This window comes from Providencia hangzhouensis (genome assembly GCF_029193595.2).
Lineage (GTDB): Bacteria > Pseudomonadota > Gammaproteobacteria > Enterobacterales > Enterobacteriaceae > Providencia > Providencia hangzhouensis.
Genome location: NZ_CP135052.1, coordinates 601,146 through 626,388, shown reverse-complemented (window position 1 = coordinate 626,388; position 25,243 = coordinate 601,146). Strand labels below are relative to the sequence as shown.

20 protein-coding genes are annotated in these 25,243 nt (G+C 41.1%); 7 read left to right on the top strand and 13 right to left on the bottom strand.

Going from position 1 to position 25,243, the window contains the following annotated elements; genetic code table 11:
• The first annotated feature begins 319 nt into the window (after positions 1-319).
• A complete protein-coding gene (locus PZ638_RS02650) occupies positions 320-709 on the top strand; it encodes a YidB family protein (protein ID WP_004260854.1) in 390 nt (129 codons plus the stop codon).
• Between the two features lie 57 nt (positions 710-766).
• On the opposite strand, the gene metE is transcribed toward PZ638_RS02650, so the two are convergent.
• Positions 767-3,040 carry a 5-methyltetrahydropteroyltriglutamate--homocysteine S-methyltransferase gene (gene metE, locus PZ638_RS02645; RefSeq protein ID WP_094961397.1) on the bottom strand — a complete coding sequence of 758 codons (2,274 nt, stop codon included), beginning with the start codon at positions 3,038-3,040 and terminating at the stop codon, positions 767-769.
• Between the two features lie 108 nt (positions 3,041-3,148).
• On the opposite strand from metE, the gene metR reads away from it, so the two are divergent.
• Positions 3,149-4,105, top strand: a complete 957-nt coding sequence (metR, locus tag PZ638_RS02640) for an HTH-type transcriptional regulator MetR (protein ID WP_004260859.1) — start codon at positions 3,149-3,151, stop codon at positions 4,103-4,105.
• Here the strand turns inward: metR and PZ638_RS02635 are convergent.
• The 3 genes from PZ638_RS02635 to PZ638_RS02625 form a co-directional block, all read right to left on the bottom strand.
• Positions 3,990-4,889 carry a carboxylate/amino acid/amine transporter gene (locus tag PZ638_RS02635; RefSeq protein ID WP_141240670.1) on the bottom strand — a complete coding sequence of 300 codons (900 nt, stop codon included), beginning with the start codon at positions 4,887-4,889 and terminating at the stop codon, positions 3,990-3,992. The two genes, metR and PZ638_RS02635, sit on opposite strands and share 116 nt — an antisense overlap.
• Positions 4,890-4,946: 57 nt before the next feature.
• Positions 4,947-6,596, bottom strand: coding sequence for a Na+/H+ antiporter (locus PZ638_RS02630; RefSeq protein WP_004260862.1), 1,650 nt, complete (start codon positions 6,594-6,596; stop codon positions 4,947-4,949).
• Between the two features lie 263 nt (positions 6,597-6,859).
• Positions 6,860-8,206: an NCS2 family permease gene (locus tag PZ638_RS02625; RefSeq protein WP_004260863.1), complete on the bottom strand. Its 1,347-nt coding sequence runs from the start codon at positions 8,204-8,206 to the stop codon at positions 6,860-6,862.
• A gap of 616 nt (positions 8,207-8,822) precedes the next feature.
• Here PZ638_RS02625 and PZ638_RS02620 point away from each other — a divergent pair.
• The gene (locus PZ638_RS02620) at positions 8,823-10,511 is read left to right on the top strand and encodes an ArnT family glycosyltransferase (protein ID WP_272674495.1); all 1,689 of its coding nucleotides are present in this window, start codon (positions 8,823-8,825) and stop codon (positions 10,509-10,511) included.
• A gap of 46 nt (positions 10,512-10,557) precedes the next feature.
• Here the strand turns inward: PZ638_RS02620 and PZ638_RS02615 are convergent, their stop codons facing one another.
• Entirely contained in the window at positions 10,558-11,754 is a 1,197-nt protein-coding gene (locus tag PZ638_RS02615; protein ID WP_232368718.1) for an MFS transporter, read from the bottom strand.
• A 181-nt stretch (positions 11,755-11,935) separates the two neighbouring features.
• Positions 11,936-12,688 (bottom strand): sulfite exporter TauE/SafE family protein, encoded by a 753-nt coding sequence (locus PZ638_RS02610; RefSeq protein ID WP_172766791.1) that lies wholly within the window; start codon positions 12,686-12,688, stop codon positions 11,936-11,938.
• Between the two features lie 211 nt (positions 12,689-12,899).
• Here PZ638_RS02610 and PZ638_RS02605 point away from each other — a divergent pair, with 211 nt between their 5' ends.
• Positions 12,900-13,457, top strand: coding sequence for a helix-turn-helix domain-containing protein (locus PZ638_RS02605; protein ID WP_004260872.1), 558 nt, complete (start codon positions 12,900-12,902; stop codon positions 13,455-13,457).
• Here PZ638_RS02605 and PZ638_RS02600 read toward each other — a convergent pair.
• The 4 genes from PZ638_RS02600 to ivbL all read right to left on the bottom strand — a co-directional run bounded on the left by PZ638_RS02600 (position 13,454) and on the right by ivbL (position 16,489).
• Positions 13,454-14,116 (bottom strand): alanyl-tRNA editing protein, encoded by a 663-nt coding sequence (locus tag PZ638_RS02600; protein ID WP_206277952.1) that lies wholly within the window; start codon positions 14,114-14,116, stop codon positions 13,454-13,456. The genes PZ638_RS02605 and PZ638_RS02600 overlap by 4 nt on opposite strands.
• A 195-nt stretch (positions 14,117-14,311) precedes the next feature.
• Positions 14,312-14,596 carry an acetolactate synthase small subunit gene (gene ilvN, locus PZ638_RS02595; protein WP_004260877.1) on the bottom strand — a complete coding sequence of 95 codons (285 nt, stop codon included), beginning with the start codon at positions 14,594-14,596 and terminating at the stop codon, positions 14,312-14,314.
• 2 nt (positions 14,597-14,598) lie between these two features.
• The gene (gene ilvB, locus PZ638_RS02590) at positions 14,599-16,296 is read right to left on the bottom strand and encodes an acetolactate synthase large subunit (RefSeq protein WP_094961401.1); all 1,698 of its coding nucleotides are present in this window, start codon (positions 16,294-16,296) and stop codon (positions 14,599-14,601) included.
• Positions 16,297-16,399: 103 nt separating this feature from the next.
• Entirely contained in the window at positions 16,400-16,489 is a 90-nt protein-coding gene (gene ivbL, locus PZ638_RS02585; protein WP_099975407.1) for an ilvB operon leader peptide IvbL, read from the bottom strand.
• Positions 16,490-16,820: 331 nt separating this feature from the next.
• Between ivbL and PZ638_RS02580 the strand changes: the two genes are divergently transcribed.
• Both PZ638_RS02580 and PZ638_RS02575 read left to right on the top strand, forming a co-directional pair.
• Positions 16,821-17,993 carry an MFS transporter gene (locus PZ638_RS02580; protein WP_206277305.1) on the top strand — a complete coding sequence of 391 codons (1,173 nt, stop codon included), beginning with the start codon at positions 16,821-16,823 and terminating at the stop codon, positions 17,991-17,993.
• 242 nt (positions 17,994-18,235) lie between these two features.
• Positions 18,236-18,643 carry a helix-turn-helix domain-containing protein gene (locus PZ638_RS02575; RefSeq protein WP_004260890.1) on the top strand — a complete coding sequence of 136 codons (408 nt, stop codon included), beginning with the start codon at positions 18,236-18,238 and terminating at the stop codon, positions 18,641-18,643.
• A 285-nt stretch (positions 18,644-18,928) separates the two neighbouring features.
• Here PZ638_RS02575 and PZ638_RS02570 read toward each other — a convergent pair whose 3' ends face one another.
• Positions 18,929-19,450 carry a single-stranded DNA-binding protein gene (locus PZ638_RS02570; RefSeq protein WP_096864666.1) on the bottom strand — a complete coding sequence of 174 codons (522 nt, stop codon included), beginning with the start codon at positions 19,448-19,450 and terminating at the stop codon, positions 18,929-18,931.
• Between the two features lie 489 nt (positions 19,451-19,939).
• Between PZ638_RS02570 and uvrA the strand changes: the two genes are divergently transcribed.
• Positions 19,940-22,774 carry an excinuclease ABC subunit UvrA gene (gene uvrA / locus PZ638_RS02565; RefSeq protein WP_004260897.1) on the top strand — a complete coding sequence of 945 codons (2,835 nt, stop codon included), beginning with the start codon at positions 19,940-19,942 and terminating at the stop codon, positions 22,772-22,774.
• An 80-nt stretch (positions 22,775-22,854) separates the two neighbouring features.
• Here uvrA and PZ638_RS02560 read toward each other — a convergent pair whose 3' ends face one another.
• A complete protein-coding gene (locus tag PZ638_RS02560; protein ID WP_036958319.1) occupies positions 22,855-24,051 on the bottom strand; it encodes an amino acid aminotransferase in 1,197 nt (398 codons plus the stop codon).
• Positions 24,052-24,153: 102 nt separating this feature from the next.
• Positions 24,154-25,236, bottom strand: coding sequence for an alanine racemase (alr, locus tag PZ638_RS02555; RefSeq protein ID WP_004260901.1), 1,083 nt, complete (start codon positions 25,234-25,236; stop codon positions 24,154-24,156).
• Positions 25,237-25,243: the final 7 nt, after the last annotated feature.

The window sequence follows — 25,243 nt, the reverse complement described above, 5'->3', positions numbered from 1 at the left end:
ACACATGACTAATATCACATTTGAGATAATATAAAAAACAAACAATAAAAGCATAACCAATTGAATTAAAACAAAATAAATAAAAACCCACCTTAAACATGCTTTCACAGAATGATGTGATAAAAAATGTGACGCTCGTTATGTTTATTCACGTTTAATTCACAAATGAAAAATCTTTGTTTCTCTACTGGGCTATATTCAATGCATCATTTCTATTGACCTAAAACTCAAATTGCTGAAAATAGCCGACTACAATTTTTTGAATAATGCTCCATACTATGGATGAGAGCATAAATTGGCGGATTGCCTAGGAGATAACATGGGGTTATTTGAGCAAATGATGGGTATGGTTGCAGGCGATAAAATGCAACAATTTCAATCAGTAATAAACTGGGTTGAGGAGCAAGGTGGCCTTCAAGGTGTTATCGAAAAATTTAACGAGCAAGGCTTAGGCGGTGTTATTGCATCGTGGATCAGTGAAGGAAATAATTTACCTATCGATGCCAGCCAATTAATGCAAGTTTTTGGAAATGCAAATATCCAAGAATTAGCTCAACAGGTTGGCTTAGAGCCTCAAGCAACCTCAGAAATGATTGCTAAATATCTTCCTCAGTTGGTTGATAGCGCCACACCAAATGGCGAAGTCCCAGAAAACCTCGATTTGGCTTCTATCGGTATGAACTTACTGAAATCTAAATTATTTGGTTAATACTTTCTAAAAAGGCAGGGAAAACCTGCCTTTTTGACACACTAACTAATCGCCATTTTACTGATCATTTCTGAGCTGTTTCGCTGCTTCAACCATGTTAGCTAATGCTTGGCGAGTTTCTGGCCAGCCACGAGTTTTCAAGCCGCAATCTGGGTTTACCCATAAGCGCTCAACCGGAACACGCTTCGCTGCCTTTCTTAATAGCGCAACAATCCATTCCACATTAGGTACATTTGGTGAGTGAATATCGTACACTCCTGGACCAATTTCATTTGGATAATCAAAATCTTCGAATGCATCTAACAAATCCATATCTGAACGTGATGTTTCAATCGTAATCACGTCGGCATCCAATGCCGCAATGGAATCCATGATGTCATTGAATTCGCAATAGCACATATGGGTGTGAATTTGCGTGTCATCTTCAGCAATCGCTGCACTAAGCTTGAAGGCGTCAACCGCCCATTTGAGGTAAGCCGCCCACTCATTTCGGCGCAATGGTAACCCTTCACGCAGTGCAGGCTCATCGATTTGAATAATACCAATACCCGCTTTTTGTAAGTCGTCGACTTCATCACGTAAGGCTAGCGCAATTTGTTTAGCAATCGTTTCACGGCTAACATCTTCACGTGGGAATGACCAACATAGAATAGTGACAGGGCCAGTTAACATCCCTTTGACAGGTTTCTCCGTTAAAGATTGAGCATATTTTGCCCACTCCACCGTAATGGCTTCTGGGCGACTAATATCACCAATAATCACTGGCGGTTTAACGCAACGTGAACCATAGCTTTGAACCCAACCATTTTGGGTAAATACATAGCCATCAAAGTGCTCACCAAAGTATTCCACCATGTCATTACGTTCAGCTTCACCATGCACAAGGACATCGATATCTAAAATTTCTTGTTCTTTAATAGCTTGCTTAATATGTTCACTAATATTGGTGCGATAGTAGGTTTTATCCACATTCCCTTTTTTGAAGTCTAAACGTAATGTTCTGATTTCACTTGTTTGAGGAAATGAGCCAATCGTGGTTGTTGGCCATAATGGTAAGTTAAAGCGTTGACGTTGGCGCGCTGCTCGCTGTGGATAGGGGCTATAACGTTCTGTATCCCCTTCGCTGATTGCCGCCAAACGCTGAGCCACTGATGCATTATTCACACGAGCTGATGTTCTACGCGCTCGAATAGGTGCGCTGTATGTATCTAATTCAGCAATATGGCTGTCTGTTGGCTGATTTAACGCTTTTGTTAACAGAGCAAGTTCTTCGCATTTTTGGATAGCGAAAGCAAACCAGCTTTTTACTTCGGCATCTAAACGCGTCTCATCATTTAAGTCAATTGGGCTGTGCAGTAATGAACATGACGTTCCTACCCATATATCACGCTGACCTAAGAGCGGCTTCACCTGTGAAAACTTTTCGCCTAAGTCCGCCTTCCATACATTACGACCATTAATGATTCCTAGTGATAATACCCAGTCTGCTGGCAGTATTTGATGTAGTTTTTCAATATTATCAGCACCTGCAACCACATCAACATGTAGACCTTGCACAGGGAGTTGCTTAATCAAGTCTACATGGTGACTAATACCATCGAAATAGGTGGTTAGCAGTATTTTTATTTGGCCTGATAGCGCTTGGTAAGCCTGCTGATAAGCTTGCTGCCATTGCTCTGGTAAATCTAACACTAATGCGGGCTCATCGATTTGCACCCACTCAAGACCTTTTTCTGCTAAGCGCGACAAGATCTCCTGATAAACAGGTAATAATTCATTCAATAATGATAAGCGGTCAAATGGTTCCCCTTTCACTTTACCTAACCAAAGGTAGGTTATAGGGCCAATGATAACCGGTTTCACATTATGGCCTAATGCTAATGCCTCATCGACTTCATCAAGCAGCTGTGTCCAAGACAGGGAAAATTGTTGCCCTTTTTGAAATTCAGGCACGATGTAGTGGTAGTTAGTATTGAACCACTTCGTCATCTCACCTGCTGGAGCGGGTTTGCCCGTTGGTGCGCGACCGCGGGCTACTCGAAATAAGGTATCTAAATCAATCGAACCATCATCATTTTGATGGCGTGGCGGCACATTGCCTAATAACAAACTGGTTGTCAGCACTTGGTCATACCAAGCGAAATCACCAACGGGTAATAGCTCAACACCTGCCTCTTTTTGTTGCTGCCAATGGCGTACACGTAGTTGATAACCAGTTTCTAATAGAGCGGCTTGGTCAATCTTGCCTGCCCAATAATCTTCTTGTGCACGTTTTAGCTCTCTTTTTAGACCGACACGTGGAAAACCAAGTGTATGATTTATAACAGACATATTGACCCCTTAAAATATTTAGCCGTCTAGATGTTTACACATCCATAATCAACAGGTACTGTATAAAGCACAAGCGCAAATTTTTCATTGTCACCGTGAAGGTTTCTCATGATCGAACTAAAACATTTAAAAACATTGCAAGCGCTCAGCCAATACGGTTCATTAGCGGCAACAGCAACTCACTTGCACCAGACACAATCTGCTTTATCACATCAGTTTAGTGATTTAGAGCATCGGCTAGGTTTCCGGTTATTTGTTCGTAAAAGCCAGCCATTGCGCTTTACGCCACAAGGGGAAGTCTTATTACAATTGGCGCAACAGGTTCTGCCATTGGTGAAAGATGCTATTCGAGTATGTAATGAGCCTGGGGTTTGTGCATTACGCATCGCGATTGAATGCCATAGCTGCATTCAGTGGTTAACCCCTGCATTACAACAATTCAGACAAACTTGGCCACAAGTCAGCGTAGATTTTAAGTCAGGGGTGACGTTCGACCCTCAACCTGAATTACTGTCAAGGGAATTGGATATTGTGATGACCTCTGACATTTTGCCAGATCAAGGCATACACTATACGCCAATGTTTGATTATGAAGTGAAATTGATTGTAGCGAATGACCACCCGTTAGCCAAAAGGCCGCATATTGAGCCCCATGATTTGGCAGATGAAACACTGCTTATCTACCCTGTACAACGGGATCGCTTCGATGTTTGGCGCCATTTTCTGCAACCTGCGGGCGTGTCTCCTAATGTGAAAAATGTCGATAACACATTAATTTTAATCCAAATGGTTGCAGCCAAAATGGGCATCGCCGCACTACCTCACTGGGCGGTTGATTCATTTGAAAAACAAGGGCTAGTAAAAACCAAAACCTTGGGTAGCGGTTTATGGAGCCGGCTGTATGCAGCTTGCCGTGAAGGAGAACAGCGCCAGCCAGCTATTGAAGCGTTTACTGAGACGACGACTGACCACGCCGTGGAGAACTTGTCTTATGTGAAGGCCGCGAAAGGATCCAACGCTTATGCACCCAAAGAGAAGCAACTATCAGGCTCGATCCTATGGTAAAACTCAGCCAATCCGGATGTTGTTGCCAGATAGCAAAATTCACTAATAACCCCGCTGGGACCATCATGTTATTCATAATAGCAAGGGTTCCAGCATCCACTTTGGTTGCGCCATAGTTCCACATAAAGTAGCCAATGCCTGAAGCTGCAATACCCAACCACAGTAAGACGCCCCACTGGAGAGTCGTTGTCGGCATCATCGATTTATTACCAAATAGCAGCCATCCAAGTAATGCAATTAGCGTTGCACCAAGGTAAAACCATGAGAAAGCCTGATGTTGAGGGATTGGATGCACCTCCATCAGACGTTTATACCCCACCTGCCCAATCGCAAAAAAGATATTTGCTAACTGCACAAAAAGTAAACCTAACCAAAAAGATTCACTCAAGTGGTCATAACGAATAATTGCAGCGCCGATTACCGCTAATAGTGAGCTAAACAAATAGCCTTTACGCAGCTTTTGCCGTTCTAATAAGTCATAAATTAACGTGACATATAGCGGCGTTAATACCGTAAAAAGCAAAAATTCAGCAACAGTAAGGTATTGATAAGCATGGAAGACAAACAGGTACATGATACCTAGTTGGCAAGCGCCCACTAGCATATAGAGCGCAATCACTTTAGCGCTAAATTGGCGCCAACGTAGGAAAGGTAAAAAAACCAGCGAAGCCAGTGCAACCCGCACTAACACTGAAAACCAACTATCTACTTGACCCGCAAGGTATTCGCCGATAAGACTAAACGACGCTGCCCAAAGCAGCGTCGTGATAACAAGTAACCACATAATGCTGTATTTCGCCCCAAACTTAAGAATGTTGGCTAGAATACTCGCTTTTTGGTTTTAATGCTCTTTTTCGATCAAGACGGCTTCTAATAAATCCAGGTCAACCAGTAACGTTTGTAGCGTTTCATTACTGATTTTCTTGGTTGCGCGCAAGTGATAAAGCTCACCACGTTCTGCGCGTAATGCCGTTAAACGGAAACGCCGTTCAAGGTCTTCAACCAGCAAATTATGGTCAATTTCATCTTGTCCTGCGGTACGTCGCCTTAAATAACCCGTCACGCGGGAAGCGACTTCACTGATATCTTCTGAATCGAGTTTTTCATCAACGTCAGCAGATAAACGTTCCTGCATTTTATTTAAGCTGACAATCGCCACTTCCGCCATCGCGGCTTTTGCCATGCGAATTTCATTGGCATCCGCTTCTTTATCTCCTACTTTAAAATTACGCAGCAGAAGCGGTAAAGCGACCACACCTGCAAAAATGGAAAATAAGATAACTCCCGCGGCAATAAACACGAGCTGGTAACGAGCAGGGAATGGCGAGCCATCCGTTAAAAATAACGGAATAGAGAGCACACCCGCTAAGGTAATCGCCCCGCGTACCCCTGCAAAAGAGGCTAGCCAAAGCTCACGTACGGTATAGTTCGCAAATTGCAGTGGTCTTTTCTTTAAGAATAAACGGCTAAACCTTTTCATCAGCCATAGCCAACAAAAACGCAATAACAATAAAGCAAAATAGATAATTGCCACCGCGGCAAATAGCATCCACGTTTCTACGCTTGGGTCGAGATCTGCTTGGATAACAGACGTTTCCCAGATACCGGGCAATTGAAGCCCTAACATGATGAAAACCAACCCGTTAAAGACAAATTCAAGCATCGACCAAACGCTATCAGCACGTAGCCTCATCGCTAATGGAGCGTTACGGATAACCCCCGATTTTGTGATGGTCATACCCGCCGCAACGGCGGCTAAAATACCTGAAAACCCAATATGTTCCGCAATCATGTATGATGCAAATGGCAGCAATAGCATAAATACAATTTGGGTTGCTGGGTCATCACCACTCCAACGGCTCATTAAACGTAACGATTTGCTGTACAGCCAAGTCACGATAATACCTGCGAGTAGCCCGCCAACCGCAACTTTGAAAAATTCAATGGTAACGCCAGAAGCACTAAACACCATGGTTCCCATGGCAATTGCTACCGCAAATTTTAATGCAACCAGACCAGAGGCATCATTCATCAATGCCTCCCCTTCTAGCACACTCATCATCCGTTTAGGGATACGCCCTTTTCCAACAATTGAAGATAACGCAACGGCATCAGTTGGAGATAGCACAGCCGCTAGAGCAAACGCAGCAATCAATGGAATACCTGGCATCAACCAGTAAATTAAATAACCAATCCCAATCACTGTAACCAGCACGAGAACCAACACTAAAATAAAAATTTCTCGACCATTTTGAAAGAACTCGCGTGTTGGGGTTTTCCACCCATCAACAAACAACAAAGGTGGGATTAACAGAACCATAAAAAGTTCTGGGTCAAAGGTGACATGCAGGCCGAATTGAGGCCAAGCCAACAGCGCACCGATAGCAATTTGAATGAGAGGAAGAGGAATACGAATAGGAAGAATTTTAGCGGCTACCCCTGAAACAGAGACAGCTAAAATCAAAATAAGAATAGTAAAGAAAATTTCCATGTTGCCCTTACTGAATTAACCTAGCGACTAGAACCTAAAATTTTGCCTGCCGCCGCATAGTAAGAGATAGCACCGTCCAGACCATGATAATTAAGACTAAGCCAGTAACCAGTGGAAATCATGCACATCCACTTGATTAACCGCCTTCTCTCTATTTTATCCCTAGCCATCCATTTTCGGGGAAAAAATTGAGACTTTATGATTAATTAATACAATAAGTTAAAAAGGTGGCAACATTAGCCACCTTTTTGAAATAATCCACTTTAGATTGCCAGACCTGAAGCGTAAAACACCACTAAAAGTACAGCAATAATCACAGTACCAATATTCAATTTGCGCCATTCGCCTGCGCAAATGCGGCCGATAACCAAAGCAGCAAAGCCTAACATGATCCCCGTGACGATATTACAAGTCAGAACAATGAATACGGCACACAATAAGCCAGACATTGAATCCACAAAATCATCGAAATCAAGCTTAGAGACATTACTTAACATTAAAAGCCCAACATACATCAATGCTGGAGCTGTTGCATAGGCAGGCACCAAATAAGATAGCGGCGATAAAAAGAGAATAAGTAAGAACAGTACGCCGACAACCACGGCGGTTAAACCTGTGCGACCACCAGCGGCGGTACCTGCTGCAGATTCAATATATACCGCCGCAGGAGATGCACCAATCGCACCCGCAAAGATACTGCTTACAGAGTCTGCAGTTAACGCTTTACCACCATCAATAATTTGACCGTCTTTATCCAATAAATTCGCTTGCCCCGCCACCGCACGAATAGTGCCTGTCGCATCAAAAACCGCCGTCATGACTAATGCAAGTAAGCTTGGCAATACCATTGGCTGTAATGCGCCCATGATATCCATATTGAAAACCAATGAAAGCCCATCATCACCCAATGAAGGCAACTTGAAAAAACCTTGATATTTCACTGCGGGATCAAAAATTAAACCAATAATTGAAATTGCAATAATAACGAGGAGTACACCACCCGGAACACGACGTTTTTCTAAACCAAAAATAACCGCTAAACCAATGAGTGACATCAAAACAGGGAAAGACGTAAATTCACCAAGAGCAACAGGCAGGCCTGCATTTGGATTTTTGATCACTAAACCCACTCCATTAGCAGCGATTAACAGTAAAAATAAACCGATACCAATACCTGTACCATGTGCAATACCCATTGGCATATTGCGTAATATCCAACTACGAATACCTGTAACAGAAATGATGGTGAACAAACACCCCATTAAAAATACGGCACCTAATGCCACAGGAATACTAATTTGCTGCCCTAATACCAAACTAAATGCGGTAAATGCAGTCAGTGAAATAGCACAGCCAATCGCCATTGGTAGATTGGCCCATAACCCCATCAATAAAGAACCAAAACCAGCCACTAAGCAGGTTGCAATAAAGACCGCAGTTGGAGGGAACCCTGCTTGCCCTAACATGCCAGGTACAACGATGACAGAATAAACCATCGCTAAGAATGTGGTTAATCCTGCAATGATTTCACGGCGAACTGAAGAGCCGCGCGCTGTTATCTTGAAAAATGAATCCAATTTGCAACTGGATGAAGCCTGTTGGCCTGACATGGTATACCTCTGCTGTTAATGGAAAACGAAGATTCTCAAATACTGCTAACAACTAACCTATACGTTGACGTAAACGATTACGTTTTTAAGAAAAAATAAACTAACTGAGAAAAAAAACCCAATAAAAACAGTTGCGCAATCGTTTGGCTTTTAAAATAGAATAAAACGTATCGTGAGGGGGGTAATTATCATTCTAAACAGGGGGAATGATCAAGTATTTTTAGCATTTCTTACCCATTTGCTGTTTTTAGCACCCAAATATGCAGATTCTTATGCAATAAAGATTATTTTCAAATAATGATTCTTTTTAGTTACATTTACTTTACGTAAAAATAGCTAAATACCTTTCATATAGTGTCTGTTTAAAGAGGGGGATCATTTTTTTGATACAATCCCAGAATATTTGCTTACAAAACCAATAGCTAAAAACTTATTTACTGGTGGTAATATGCGTCTTCTAAAAATAGAGCTAAAAAAACAGTTCCTGTTGTTTTTTATTAAAAAATAAATATCACTTGCTGAGTAAATATATATTTAAGTATATAACCTGAATTATTATCAACTGCAGTTATAGTTTCAATTTAATCAAGTAAAAAACACATAAAACATATTAAAAATGTCAAATAAGAATGCACCATTAATCATATTACAGCGGAGTATTTTACTACTTTTCATTAGTTTTCTTGCTATGTATTTATTACCAGGAATATATAGCCACAGCCCTTGGAAACAAGATGAAAATTATAGTTTTGGTATTATTCAAACTATGTATGAGACTGGTAAATGGTTAGTACCTACAAATGCGGGTGAGCCATTTATGGAAAAACCCCCGCTTTATTATTGGGTTGCAGCTATTACCTCTCATTTATTTTCAAGCTTCATGCCACTTTATGATGCAGCTCGTAGTGCAAGCTTATTTTTTTCGGTGATCAATTTTTCATTTTTTATTCTTTTGGCACGTCGTTTTTTCCAAGCCACAGACTTCACTGATATTCGCATTTGGGTCGCTTTTGCACTGTATGCCTGTGCCCCCGGGATTATCAGGCATAGTCATGATATGTTTACCGATGTTGCACTGATGGCAGGCGCAACCATTGGTCTGTATGGGTTATTGGGGCTGATACAACAACAAAAAATGCGCATGTCTGCACTTTGGTTATCTCTTGGAACCATCGTCACCATGTTGTCAAAAGGCGTTTTCATCCCCGGAGTTCTCTGGATTTGCCTGTTCTTATCTCCCATTTTTCTTGCTCAGTGCCGGACTAAGCAATTTTGGTTGTACAGCTTAACCGCAGGCTTAATCGCCCTTATCGCTATTTTACCTTGGCCTATCCAACTCTACCTTCAGCATCCTGATTTATTTATAGTGTGGTTTTGGGAAAATAATATCGGCCGTTTCTTTGGTTTTTCTGTTGAGAAATTAGGCGCAAAAGCTAACCTAACGCGGATCCCTGCAGCGGTTTCCTTATTTGCCTTTCCTTCCGGTTTACTAGCTGTCGCTTATTTTCTAAGGCACCCAATTAAGCGTTTATTTAATTCAAACGAATTTCTGTTAGCACTATTTCCTTTATTAGGCGTTGTTTTCCTACAGATATCAGCTTCTGGTCGCGCACTATATTTATTGCCTTTTATTGCCCCAATGGCCATTTTAGGAACCCAAACACTACTTAGTTTCCCTGAAAAAATCCTTAATGGAATTGCCCGATTTGCGGCTATTTTATGGTCTGTACTCATTCTTTTTTTATGGGCTTGCTATTTCATCGCCTTGACTGGTCATCAACAAGAATGGTTAGCTCCATTTAGCCGCTGGCTCCCCATGAGCTACCAAATGCCATTTTCTCCCATTGCATTTATCTGCGCTTTGTTAATTACATTGGTATGGTTTTTACGCAATAAAATTATTCCAAACCCTATACCACCTGCTTTTCATATGATGAAAAACTGGTTATTAGGCTTATGTGCTGTTTGGGGGGTAATTTTAACCTTGTTTTTGGGGTGGATAGACTACGCAAAAGGTTTCGAAGGGGTTTTTGTCGATTTAAACCAGCATTTATCTGGCCAATTTACAGAAAATGATTGTATGGCTTCTGATAATATTGGCGAATCTGAAGCGCCAATGCTCTACTATTACACTGGCGTATTACACCAACGCCAAGACCGGTTTGAAAAACCTGAACAATGCCGCTGGCTAATTGTACTCTCAAAAACGATTAAACCTGCACCACAAGGCATGGAGTTATTCTGGCACAATCACCGCCCAGATGAATTCCGAGAAAATCTAGTTGTGTATAAAGTTATTGAATAATTTATATGCGGTGCTCGCTAATTTGAGTAAAGCACCGCAAATCAACTTATTGGGTAACTTGTTCAACCGTTTGGGCGCTGTATTTTTCTCGTGTGAACCATAAAAATACTGTTACAGACAGAACCAATAACACCGGTAAACCTACAGGTGAGATTGAAGTCGCAACCCCAGCAAGTAATGGCCCTGATAAATTGCCAATTCCCCACAGCATAGCTGCAGCTGCATTAGCGATGATCAACTCATTCCCTTTGAAATATTGGCCGATTTGTACCAAAGCAATGGTATAAATTGCCCCCGCAGTCGCCCCTAAAACAAACAGCAATACCCAAATTAGATAAGGTTGAGTAATAAGGAAGGGCAATAATAGACTGGCTGCAAGTGTGATAATGCCACAAATTCGGTATAGTTTTTCTCTATTCATATGATCTGCTAGCCAGCCAAAAGGTAACTGCATAATGGCATCCCCAGCAAGAATGGCGCTAATCATTAATGCAGCAACCGCCTCTGTGTGCCCCATTCCCATACCATAAATCGGGAACATCGATAAAATAGTTCCATCAAAGAAGGCAAAAAATAAAATTCCACCACAAATACCCGGTGCGATTTTTACAAATTGAATAATTGAAAAATTAGATTTCGCGGCATTTTCAGCTAAACGGTCACCGACTTTTTGATCCATTAAAATAAATAGCACCACAGAGATTAAATGGATCAACGTACAAATCAATAAAGGTGATTTATCTTCCACACCATAATAAGCAATAAATGAAGGCCCAAGTAGCTGGCTTACTGTGAAGACTGTAGTGTAAATTGCCAAAATACGGCCCCGTTTATTTTCAGGCGATAATTCGTTAATCCACGTTTCCCCCAAGCAAATCATCACACCACTCGCTAAGCCCGTTACTAACCGTAACGGAAATAATAACCAAAGAGGTAACGTACTCAATAATGGTAATAAGCTAATGGCAGAAACAATCGTTGCCAATAGCATTGCTTTTCGCTTACCTGACCAACGCACAATACGTTGAACCACTGGTGCAATTAAAAACATGCCTAATGCAGGTGCCGCCGAAATAATGCCAATATACAACTCATTGAAACCATAGTTATTTAGCCTAAGCGCAACCATTGGAATACTTAGCCCAATAACGATACCAATGACCGCAATACTCATAGTGATAGTAAAAATAGCAAAAGATGGGGAACGACGAAAATTTTGTAAACGCTGATTATCAGAGCTCATGTTGAAATTAACCCGTTTCTTTTTTACAAAAGAACAGATTTTAACTCCATAAAATAGATTATTATGAAAAATAAAAAACCACATCATTACTAGTGAAACTAATAATGTTTGCGGTGATTGTAACACGACTTATATATTCTGCTATTTATCTTTATGAAACTATTTTTGACGTTCTAAATACTTAAAGGACGAAAAAATACCGATAAAGCAGCACAACACCTGATAATAAAATGATGACATTAATAACTTTTAAAAAGCCTTCACGTGAAATTCTTAATGTTATATGCCGTCCAGCCCACGTACCAATTAACATGGCGGGAGAAAACGCTAAAGCAATCAATAAAATATCTAGATTGAGATACACCCCCATCACTAAAAATATCACGACTCGAGTTAGTGTGCTAAACCCAATTAATGTCATTTGAGTGATACGAAAACGCTGTTTATCTTCAATTCGGCTAGATAAATACATGGCATAAATAAAGCCACCACTACCAAATAAAGCACTAAAAACACCACCCACTAAACTAAATGGAACAACCAATGCTTTTGAAAAGGGTGATTTTGCTTTTTTAGAAAAGAAAGCATGGAGTACATAGCCTACAACGAATAACCCAAGTAGTAATACGAGTATATCGGGGCGAGTTTTTAATAAAATCGCAGCACCGACTAAACTCCCCACTATCATTAGTGGAATTATCCATTTAATTTCCTGATAATCCGCATTTTTACCATCTTTAAATAAATTTAAAATCGCGGCAGTTAAATCAATTAACGCCAAAATTGGAACAATCATATTTAACGGCAAATACATTGCTAATACTGGTGTTGCAATCAGGGCTGAACCAAAGCCCGCCATGCCAAAAACCAAATAAGCAAAAAGCAGTGTTGAGAAACAAATCGCCATTTCTGGTGATAATAATTCAAACGGCATGACCTTAGCTCCAGGCGTTTTTTAACATCCTCACTATAGTTTCTTTCAAATACAGAAAATAGTTTTATTTTTGTAGGGTTTTAAATTTCAAATCTATATCAAAAAACAAAATAGCCGCTTTAAATACAATATACAATTAAGCGTGTATAATTTGCTTCTCTGAGTAATACAGAATTAGCACAATAAATTAAAATTCAGGTAAAGACACATTGTGGATAAAAAAATTAATATAAAAATCGGGCAAAAAATTCGCTTACTGAGGCAAGCAAGAGACCTTTCGCTAAACGAACTATCGCGTATATCAGGAATATCGAAAGCGGCTTTATCCAAACTGGAGTCCGGTGACTCAAACCCACGTATTGATACATTAGAGTCGATTGCTATTGCCCTACGCTTTCCACTTAGCGACCTGTTTACTCGGCAACATGAGGCTTATCCCTATTTCCTCAAAGCCACTCCCAGCGAAAAAGAGTATTCACAACAGTTTAAATTTCGCATTAGCATGGGAAATATCTCTGAAATTTGGCAATTGACCATGAAGAGAGGCGCTATCATCAATAGCCCCGCCCATATGAGTGGAACCCATGAACACATTATGGTGAATTCTGGCTCACTCATGTTACGACTGCATAACGACCAAAATATCGTCTTAGAGGCGGGGGACTTTTATGCTTTCAGTGGTGATTTCCCACATAGTTATCTCTGTATGGAAGGAGAACTTCAAGCAACTGTTGTTATGACCTACTCCCATCTTAGTGATAGCGTTTAAATTACGGCATGTTGTGCATCATAACTAATGCGCAGTGTCCCCTTTTTAAATTTCATCGACTTAATTGAAAAATGCTGAATATTATCTAGCGAAGAAACATGTGTTCCACCACAAGGCATTTCTTCAGTTTGGTCGATATAACTGATCCGTAAATCATCCTTTTGCTTTATTGCAACGGAGCGTCCACTACGAATGCTTTGGTTAACAATATCTTCAATATATTGGCTATCGAGTTCATCAAAAGGAGTAACATCCCCTTCCATCATGCTAAATTCCACTCGAGATTCATCAGGAAAATGATGGCCTTTTTGTGCAAGCCAGCCAAAACGACGCAATTCCCAATTCAACAAATGACCGGCGGTATGAAGAGCAGCGTAGCGCTGACGTTTTTCTTTGTCCACCCTTGCAACCACATTATTTTCTTGGCTAAAAGTAACACCTTCAGGTATGTATCCTACAATTAGCCCACCCAATTGTTTCTTAATACGAACAGGTATATCATTCACCCATGCTGTATCCATGGGTTGTCCACCGCCTTGTGGGTGAAAAATGTTATCTTTTAAAGCTATCCAATGACCTTCATCATCATGCCCTTGTACCAGTAGGGATGTTTCAACTTCATACTGATAGGTGTCCGACAAATAGATATTATTTTGCATAATTTTATACCTGTTTATTATTCATATTGCGAAATACAAACCTGCAATACATTCAGAGAATCATTATTCAGTAGCTGATTTTATATCATCCTTGTTCGTTTTAGGAAACCCTAAATTATCACTATAATTAAATGTAAAAGAAAATAGCCCATGCAATTGAATGGGCTATTTAAGTCATAAAGTTTAATATCAGAATTACTGCAAATAATTTTCCATTGTTTCGAAAAGACGCAAATCATCACTAAAGCGTACTTCCCGAACATCTTCTAATTTTTCAACTTGGTTAATCATTTGCGACAAGCGCTCATCTTTTTGTACTAATAGCCATATACGGCTCTCATCTTTATCTTTAATCGGCATACATAGAATGCCATCAACGTTAAATGCTCTACGGGCAAATAAACCACAAATATGTGACATAACACCTGGGTGGTTACGAACAATTAGCTCTAAAGCAATCGGATGATGTTCAAATACCATAATTACGCTCCAATCATATCAATGTTAGCTGCACCCGGCGGAACCATTGGATATACCTTTTGATTAACATCAATCAAGGCATGGATCAAACATGGACCTTTGGTATTCATTATCGCTTCTAATGCCATTTCTGGGTCTGCTTCATTATTTAAATCGCAAGTTTGCAGACCAAACCCTTCCGCAATCTTGATAAAATCCGTTTGATACGGATAAGCTGCAGCAAATATGCGGTTTTCAAAAAATAAATCTTGCTGTTGATGTACCATTCCTAACGCTTGGTTATTCATTAAGATGATTTTGATATTCAGTTGATGCTCCGCTGCGGTTGCCAACTCTTGAATATTCATCATCAAACTGCCATCACCGGAAAAACACACAATGGTTTTTTCGGGCTTTGCCAGCGCAGCACCAATGGCGGCAGGCAGACCAAAACCCATGGTACCTAACCCACCTGATGTCAGCCATTGACGTGGGCGAGACAGAGGATAAGCTTGGGCTGCCCACATTTGGTGCTGACCAACATCCGTTGTCACAATCGCATCTTCGCCTGCTGCACGTGCCGTAGACAGAACTAAACCATAATGGTTTAACGGGTTATCAGCCTCGCTAAAATTCAATGGATATTTCTCTTTTAATTGATTAACTTGCGCCATCCATTCTGTGCGCTCATTACGTTCAACTAAAGGCAATAACAATTCCAATATTTGACCCGCATCAGCATGAATGGCGATATCTGGGCGCTTAATTTTGCTAATTTCTGCTTTATCGATATCCACATGGATGATTTTCGCGTTAGGGCAAAATTTCTCAGCTTTCCCTATCGCCCTATCATCAAAACGCGCGCCAATCACAATTAATAAATCTGATTCTTCCATAATCATGTTAGTACTTGCGGCAGCATGCATACCTAACATCCCTAAATATAAGGGGTTTCGCATCGGGATAGTACCAAGTGCCATTAGTGTCATGGTTGTCGGTAATGATGCTTTTTCCGCAAATGCAATCGCCGTTTCTGTAGAATCGGAGCTAATTACTCCACCACCAAAATACAGTACTGGACGTTTCGCGTTATTAATCATTTCAGCCGCTTGTAGCACTTTTTCCATGTCAAATGCAGGGGCTTTATCTTTCGGTAATACTTCTGGTATTTCAGTTAGTTCAATTGTGGCTGTTTGAACATCTTTTGGAATATCAATCCAAACAGGTCCAGGGCGGCCTGACTCTGCAATACGAAAAGCATCACATATCACTTGTGGCAATTCATTGATATTACGAACCAAATAGTTATGTTTCGTTACTGGAATCGAAATACCATAGGTATCAACTTCTTGGAAAGCATCTGTACCAATCATTGATGAAGAAACTTGAGCAGTAATACAAACCAGCGGGATAGAGTCCAGCTTTGCATCTGCGATAGCGGTCACTAAGTTTGTCGCACCAGGGCCACTTGAAGAGATACAAACCGCGGCTTTTCCCGTGGTACGAGCAATTCCCTGAGCTATAAAACCTGCGCCTTGCTCATGACGTGCCAGTATGTGGCGGATTCTCTGGCTTTGACCTAATGCGTCATAAAAAGGTAAAGCCGCTCCACCTGGAATGCCTGAAACGATAGTAATACCGTGTTTTTCCAGTAAATGTACGATTAATTCCGCACCCGTAAAGCGGGTTTTATGTGATGTTGTGGTGCCCGATTCGCTCATCATAATTATCCTTTGCTAGCCTGCGGATCCGAGCGAGAGGTGATAAAAAACCCCGCTCGGTTTGCGCCGGCGGGGTTTCTAAATCTGCGTTGATTTGTACCCGTTACGGCGCTAAGCCCACGACCACCACCACACGCACGACCACCGCGGCACATGGCGCGGTTAGTAGTAGGTTTGAGTGATTAGTAATCATGTTCACGGGATTTTCCTGTTTAGTCTGTCTAATTTATTGATTATTGTTTTTCAATTTCTTTTCTTAAGAAAACATAAATTTCTCAGGATGACAATCATTTTTTCTTGTTTTATTCCAAAGGAATGATAATTGCGACATTCATCACACACCACTCTAATGGAGATATTATCTACAAAAACAAAAAAATACAGCATTAATCGCTATTTTAAATCCCCCAAAAAACCTTGACTTAAAGTCAACTTCAAGTTGTATCCTTTGCTCCAATCAAGGGGATTGCGCCCTTGATGAAAATATTAACTAATTGATTTTTAATTAATAAAAAGAGGGATATATGCCAAAATCCGTTTGGTGGTTAGCCATCACACTTGCATTATTTATCACAGGAAATGCTATTGTCCTTTCTGTAGCAGTGGTTATTGGCGAAAAACTGGCTACCAACCCAACTTATGCAACAATTCCACTGGTAAGCCAGTACGTTGGCTTAATCCTAGCAACTATTCCGATCGCGTTTTTAATGCAAAAGTATTCGAGAAGAGTAGGCTTTATTATTGGTAACATCGGTGGGTTAATCGGCGCAGGCTTTTCTATTCTGGGCGTGATAGAAAGCCATTTAATTTATTTTTCTATTGGACTGTTTTTTACTGGGATTGCTATTGGTACTGCACAACAATTCCGTTTTGCCGCAATTGAAGAAGCCCCCATTTCTTTACGAGCAAAAGCCATTGGCCTAGTTATGAGTGGAGGCATTGCCGCAGCCTTAATCGGCCCAACATTAGCTATTACCACCCAACGATTTTTTACAGAATACCCGTTTGCAGGGCCGTTCATCACGTTAGCCGCCATTTATGTAATCGCATTTATTCTATTATTAATTGTGCCATTAAAGAAAATAGTGAAAACGCCATCGGATGAAGTGTTAGTCAAACGCGACTACAGTGCATTGTATTCACAACCTATTTTAAAATTAATCGCCATTGTTAGCACGGTTGGATATGCCATTGTGGTTTTCACCTTTGCCTCGATACCGTTATCTATGAAACAACATGATTTCGCCTTTTCCTCTATTGCAATTGTATTTCAATTCCATGTATTAGGTATGTTTGCACCGTCATTTTTCACTGGAACATTAATTCATCATTTAGGGACAAAACGCATTATTTTCTGCGGTATCATATTGTTAATTTTATCAGCGACTATGAACCTGCTAGGTAACCATTTTTACAATTATTTGTTGGCGGGTATTTTTGTCGGTGTCGCCTGGAATTTAATTTTAATCAGCACTACTAACCTATTACCACATACCTATGAAGCTCATGAACGCGCTAAAGTGCAGGGAATGACCGATTTTCTTATCTATTTCTTCGGTGGAATAGGTAGCTTAGGAGCAGGGGTTCTTTTCTTCACATTCGGTTGGCAGACGATGAATACCCTATCTGTCGTCATCTCAGCCATAATTTTAATTAGTTTCTGGAAGCTAAAGAAATATATCCCCAGCAACCAATGAAGAGCTTTACCATAGTACCGTGTTTTTATATTCAAAGGGCGTAATAGTTTCATCTGTTGCTAATCGATACCATTATGAATATATCTCCTTAAGATAAACTCTACTGGCTATAAACTAATTAAAAATCGGTGTTTTGTCTATTTTACAAATTAACAAGCTGTATTCGGTTTTGTTTACCATTTATTTATTGGCTATTGACTTAATGACGGATAAGATTAAAAAGTAACTAATAGGAAGATATTATGTATAAAGAAATCCCTGTTCCCTGTAATGGGAAATACACAGAATTTCAATCTACAGTTGTTAATGAAATATTAGTTTGGATTGAAATGAACTTAACCAGTCGTTTATTACTCGATGATATCGCACTCAGATCAGGATATACAAAATGGCATTTACAAAGAGTATTTAGAAAAGTCGTAGGTATGCCTTTAGGTGAATATATTCGCCGAAGGAGAATTTGTGAAGCTGCTAAAGACCTATGTTCCACCGAGCTTCAAGTTATTGATATTGCATTAAAATACCAATTCGACTCCCAACAATCTTTTGCAAAGCGATTTAGAGCTTATTTAGGTACGTCACCGTCAATCTATCGCCTATCGGGTGAAAGTCAAAATGACCCATTACTACTGGAACCTAAAGTAGCTTGATACGCTAATATGAAAATAAAATTTATATTTCCTTTTTTAATAACACTACCAATACAAAGCCCCATGTAAGTTAACTACTGGGGCTTTATTATTTCCCATTTAGTTAAGAAAACCTTAATTTAAAATTAATAAAACCTTAAGGTTTCAGTTTTATATTTACTTTACTATCTTAATAAAAAAATAATAATTTTTTGGATATATAATTTTATACATTTATCTTTATTAAAAAAATAAAGGCTTCACAAGGAAGCCTTTATTTTTTGTGCATTCTAATCAGCAAATAAATTAGAACGGAATATCGTCATCGAAATCCATTGGTGGTTCATTAGTTTGTGGAGCAGGTGCTGATGAGCGTGCGGCTGGAGCTCCGCCACCACTAAATTGCTGTGCTGCTTGTGGCTGTTGAGGTTGGCCCCAACCGCCTTGGCCGCCTTGACCTTGTGATGGTGCATCACCGCCACGGCCACCTAGCATTTGCATTGAGCCGCCGATATTCACAACAACTTCTGTCGTGTAACGGTCTTGACCACTTTGGTCTTGCCATTTACGTGTTTGCAGAGAACCTTCGATATAGACTTGTGAACCTTTTTTCAGGTATTCACCTGCCACTTCCGCTAATTTGCCGAAAATAACCACGCGGTGCCATTCGGTTTTTTCACGCATCTCACCGGTTTGCTTGTCACGCCAACTTTCAGAAGTTGCCAGAGTCAGGTTTGCCACAGCTCCGCCGTTAGGCATATAACGGATTTCTGGATCTTGTCCTAGGTTACCGATAAGAATTACTTTATTTACGCCTCTGCTGGCCATTTATCACTCCTGATGCATTGAATTTTAATCTCTGGATTAGCCGTGAAGTTTACCACGACAGAGCTGATTTGCACCAATATTTGAAATTAAGCTTGTTAATTTGCGAAACGCTTTCCAACTTTTGGTGAAATTCTACCGTGCCAATTTTCAGTATAGACACAAAATAATTCGCACAGCATCTATCTTTTCGATAAATGCAGATCGCTGTTTTTCTGTTTTTCTGTTTTTCTGTTTTTCTGTTTTTCTGTTTTTCTGTTTTTCTGTTTCACCATTAAAATCTTACTCTAAATAGTTCAAGCTGTGGCTAGGCGGCAAGCGAAGGTATCGCGGGGAGCATACAAAAGTATGTGACCTGCGTAGCTGAGAGCAGCCAACAACGCCACGGTTTGAAATATGACGAATAGGAAATACTGTATATCCATTCAGCCATAAATATGTGATAATAGTCTCTTGCGATTGTTCAATATCAAATCATCCGGGAAGTGGTAAATGGATAATATCGAAGTCCGCGGCGCACGCACGCATAATCTGAAAAACATCAATCTCATCATCCCTCGCGACAAACTCATTGTTATTACTGGGTTATCTGGTTCAGGGAAATCATCTTTAGCTTTTGATACCCTGTATGCAGAGGGTCAGCGCCGTTATGTTGAATCTTTATCTGCTTATGCTCGCCAGTTTCTTTCTTTAATGGAGAAACCGGATGTCGATCATATTGAAGGGTTATCCCCTGCAATTTCGATTGAACAAAAATCCACTTCACACAACCCACGTTCGACGGTCGGAACCATCACAGAAATTCATGACTATCTGCGGCTATTATTTGCACGTGTTGGTGAACCTCGCTGCCCTGATCACGACATACCGCTTGCGGCTCAAACTGTTAGCCAGATGGTCGATAATGTTCTGGCTCAACCCACCGATCGCCGAATGATGCTACTTGCTCCTGTCGTTAAAGAACGTAAAGGGGAGCATGTTAAGTTACTCGATAACTTAGCCAGCCAAGGCTATATCCGTGCCCGAATTGATGGGGAAGTTTGCGATCTATCCGATCCACCAAAGCTCGAATTACAGAAAAAACATACGATTGAAGTCATTGTCGATCGTTTTAAAATTCGTGATGATATTGCTCAGCGTTTAGCCGAATCCTTTGAAACCGCACTAGAACTCTCTGGCGGTACCGCAATTGTCGCGGATATGGATGATGCGAATGCAGAAGAACTGGTTTTTTCTGCCAATTTTGCCTGCTCTGTTTGCGGCTACAGTATGGTGGAACTTGAACCTCGCCTATTTTCTTTTAACAACCCTGCAGGGGCCTGTCCAAGCTGTGATGGCTTAGGTGTTCAGCAGTTTTTTGATCCCGAAAGAGTCATTCAAAATACTGAAATCTCACTCGCAGGTGGTGCAATTCGGGGTTGGGATCGCCGTAATTTTTACTATTTCCAAATGCTGATGTCATTAGCTGAGCATTATAAATTTGATGTGGAAGCGCCTTATGACACTCTGAGTCCTGCCATTCAAAAAATTATTTTATATGGTTCAGGCAAAGAAACGATTGAGTTTAAATACCGTAATGACCGTGGCGACATCACTGTGCGCCGGCACCCTTTTGAAGGCGTGCTCAATAATATGGAACGCCGTTATAAAGAAACAGAATCAACGGCTGTCCGTGAAGAATTAGCGAAATATATCAGCAACCGTCCATGTGTCTCTTGCCATGGGACGCGCTTACGTAAAGAGGCGCGCTTTGTATTTGTTGAAAATACAACATTGCCCGAAATCGCAGATTACAGCATTGGCCACGCAATGGAATTTTTCCAAAATCTAAAACTCACAGGCCAGCGCGCTCAAATCGCAGAAAAAGTTTTAAAAGAAATTGGCGATCGCCTGAAATTTCTCGTCAATGTTGGGCTTAATTATCTGACACTTTCACGCTCTGCTGACACCTTGTCTGGTGGCGAAGCACAACGCATTCGTTTAGCAAGCCAAATTGGAGCAGGTTTAGTCGGTGTGATGTATGTCCTTGATGAACCTTCAATTGGCTTACACCAACGTGATAATGACCGCTTACTTGAAACCTTGATCCACCTGCGTGATCTAGGAAATACCGTGATCGTCGTTGAGCATGACGAAGACGCGATCCGCGCCGCAGACCATGTGATTGATATCGGCCCGGGAGCTGGGGTGCATGGTGGGCAAATTGTTGCCCAAGGAACACTGGAAGATATTGTCGCAAACCCTGATTCACTCACCGGTAAATTTTTAAGTGGTGAGCGCAGAATTGATATCCCGCAGAAACGCGTTCCAATTAATAAAGATAAAATGCTGACGGTGTTTGGGGCAAAGGGTAATAACCTGAAAAATGTGACGTTAAAAGTCCCTGTTGGGTTATTTACCTGCATCACTGGCGTGTCTGGTTCAGGTAAATCAACACTGATAAACGATACGCTATTCCCTATTGCTCAACGCCAATTAAATGGGGCGACTACCATCACCCCTGCCCCTTATTTAGATGTAGAAGGTTTAGAGCACTTTGATAAAGTCATTGATATTGACCAGAGCCCAATAGGCCGTACACCACGTTCGAACCCTGCCACCTATACTGGTGTGTTTACACCTGTGCGTGAACTATTTGCTGGTGTGCCTGAGTCTCGGACTCGTGGTTATAACCCAGGGCGTTTTAGCTTTAACGTTAAAGGCGGTCGTTGTGAAGCTTGCCAAGGTGATGGGGTTATTAAGGTTGAAATGCACTTCTTGCCTGATGTGTATGTCCCTTGTGACCAATGTAAAGGCAAACGCTATAACCGCGAAACGCTAGAAATTAAATATAAAGGTAAAAATATCCATGAAGTGCTGGATATGACCATCGAAGAGTCTCGTGAATTTTTTGATGCCGTACCTGCCCTTGCCCGCAAGTTACAAACGCTGATGGACGTTGGTTTATCCTATATCCGCCTCGGTCAATCAGCGACGACGCTCTCTGGTGGTGAAGCACAGCGTGTGAAATTAGCTAAAGAGTTATCTAAACGCGGTACAGGGCAAACTATCTATATTTTGGATGAACCAACAACTGGCCTGCACTTTGCTGATATTCAACAGCTCTTAGTCGTTTTACATCAGCTTCGTGACCAAGGAAACACCATTGTGGTGATTGAGCACAACCTTGATGTCATTAAGACAGCGGACTGGATTGTCGATTTAGGCCCTGAAGGGGGTAGTGGCGGCGGTGAAATCTTAATTGCAGGCACACCAGAAGAAGTGGCTGAGTGTGAAAAATCTCACACCGCACGGTTCTTAAAAACGATTTTAGAACGCGGCTACTAAGTAGAAAGGTCATTAAAAAATAAGTAAGAAGATTATCAGGGAGCATTTTGTTCCCTGATAATTATTACGATAGCTAAGAATTATTGGCTAACGGCAGCAAATGCTTCAACAATGCGTTTAACATTATGGCGATTGACACCTGCCATACAAACACGGCCAGTTCCAACCAAGTAAACCGCAAATTCGTCTTTCAAGCGAGCCACTTGCTCTTTAGAAAAACCAGTGTAGCTGAACATGCCGCGCTGCTTTAATAAGTGATCGAAATTTTGGTTTGGTAATGCTTTTTTTAGCTCATCCACCAATACCGTACGCATGTCTAAAATACGTAAGCGCATCTCTTCCACTTCCGCTAACCATTTGGCTTTTTCTGCGCTGTTGGTTAATACCGCAGCAACAATTTTTGCACCATTAGATGGCGGGCTAGAATATAAACGGCGAACACCCGCTTTTAACTGGCCTAACACACGGTCACGTTCATCTTGGTTTTCACAGATCACAGAAAGGCCACCTGCACGTTCACCGTAGATACCAAAGATTTTAGAAAATGAGTTACTGACAAACACGGGTAAGCCAGCTTTAACCATCGCTCGGATAGCATAAGCATCTTCATTAATGCCTTCTGCAAAACCTTGATAAGCAATATCTAAAAATGGGATCAATTTGCGTTCTAATGCTACCTTAGTGACTTCATCCCATTGTGCAGGAGTCAGGTCGGAGCCTGTTGGGTTATGACAGCACGGGTGCATTAGGATGATGCTATTAGCAGGCAATTGTTTGAATGTCGCTAGCATCTCATCAAATTTAACGCCTTTGGTTTTTTCATCAAAGTACGGGTAGTAATGCACTTTTGTTCCCGCACCTGAAAAAATAGAGGCATGGTTTTCCCAAGTTGGGTCACTGCACCACACTTCGGAATCGGGATAATATTGATGTAAAAAATCAGCACCAATTTTTAACGCACCAGAACCACCAATCGTTTGGACGGTAGCGATACGTTCCTGTGCAATTAGCGGGCAATCCTCACCAAATACTAATTTTTGTAATTCAGTACGGTAATCTTTCAAACCTTCCATAGGCAAATACAGTGATGCGCTTGCTGGCAGTTTATTTAACGCCGCTTTTGCCGTACCGACTGTCGCCAGTTCAGGGGTTTTCCCGTCACCATCATAGTAAAGACCGATACTCAAATTAATTTTATTTTCACGAGAGTCTTTATTAAATTCATCCATTAACGACAGAATTGGGTCGCCCGGATAAGCATCAACATGTTCGAACACAGGACATCTCCTAATCATTATTTTACGCTAAATAAACCAAGCGATGATTTGCCATATTTAGCGCCATTTTTACGTTGTTATCTGAAAATAACCCTTTGCTGGCTATTCGTCTACATATTCCATTGCAACTCTAGAGGTTAACTTCGTCAGTAACTCATAGTTGATAATGCCTGTTTGTGTGGCAATTTCTTCAACCGGTAGTTGATTTCCCCACAAAATAACGTCATCCCCCACTTTATCATCGGCATTTAGTCCCAAATCCACCACTGTCATATCCATGGAAATTCGCCCAACAATAGGCACTTTTCGCCCATTAATTAACACCGGTGTGCCTGAAGGTACGTTACGTGGATAACCATCACCATAGCCGATTGCAACAACACCAAGCAGTGTGTCTTTGTCACTACACCATGTTTCACCATAACCTACACATTGTCCTGCCGCATGTTCCCTAACCGCAATTAATGTTGATTTTAGTGTCATCACAGGAAGCAAACCGAAGTCTTCTGCACTTTTCCCTTCTTGTGGCGAAGCGCCATACATCATGATCCCTGGACGAACCCAGTCATAGTGAGCTTCTGGCCAAAGTAAAATTCCTGCGGAGGCGGCAATGGATTTCTCACCCTCTTTACCGTCAATAAACTGTTTAAAGCAGGCAATTTGTTTTTCAGTTGTCGGTAAATGGGGGGCATCCGCTTGGCAAAAATGACTAACAATATTGATAGGGAGCTGAACTTGCTGGCAGCGTTGTAAACGTTGATAAAAGCCTTCGGCATCTTTAGGAAGTATGCCAAGGCGGTGCATACCTGTATCCAGTTTCATCCAAACTTTAAGAGGATAGGGTAATTTGGTGGCTTCTAGCATTTCAAGCTGTTCTATACAGTGGATCACGGTGTCAATCTGGTGTTCTGCCATTAACAACAAGTCAGATTGTTCAAAAAAACCCTCCAGTAAAACAATCGGTTTTATCACACCGTGCTGCCGTAATAGTAGCGCCTCATTGAGTCTTGCCACACCAAAGCCATCCACCAGCTCTTCTACTGCCTGACCAACCCCTACTAACCCATGACCATAAGCGTTTGCTTTGACAACTGCAATCATCTGGCTATTTGGTGCAATTTCTTTCACCCGTTGCAAGTTGTGTCGCAGAGCGCGGCGGTTTATCAATGCGGTTGCCGCTTTCATTGTTTCC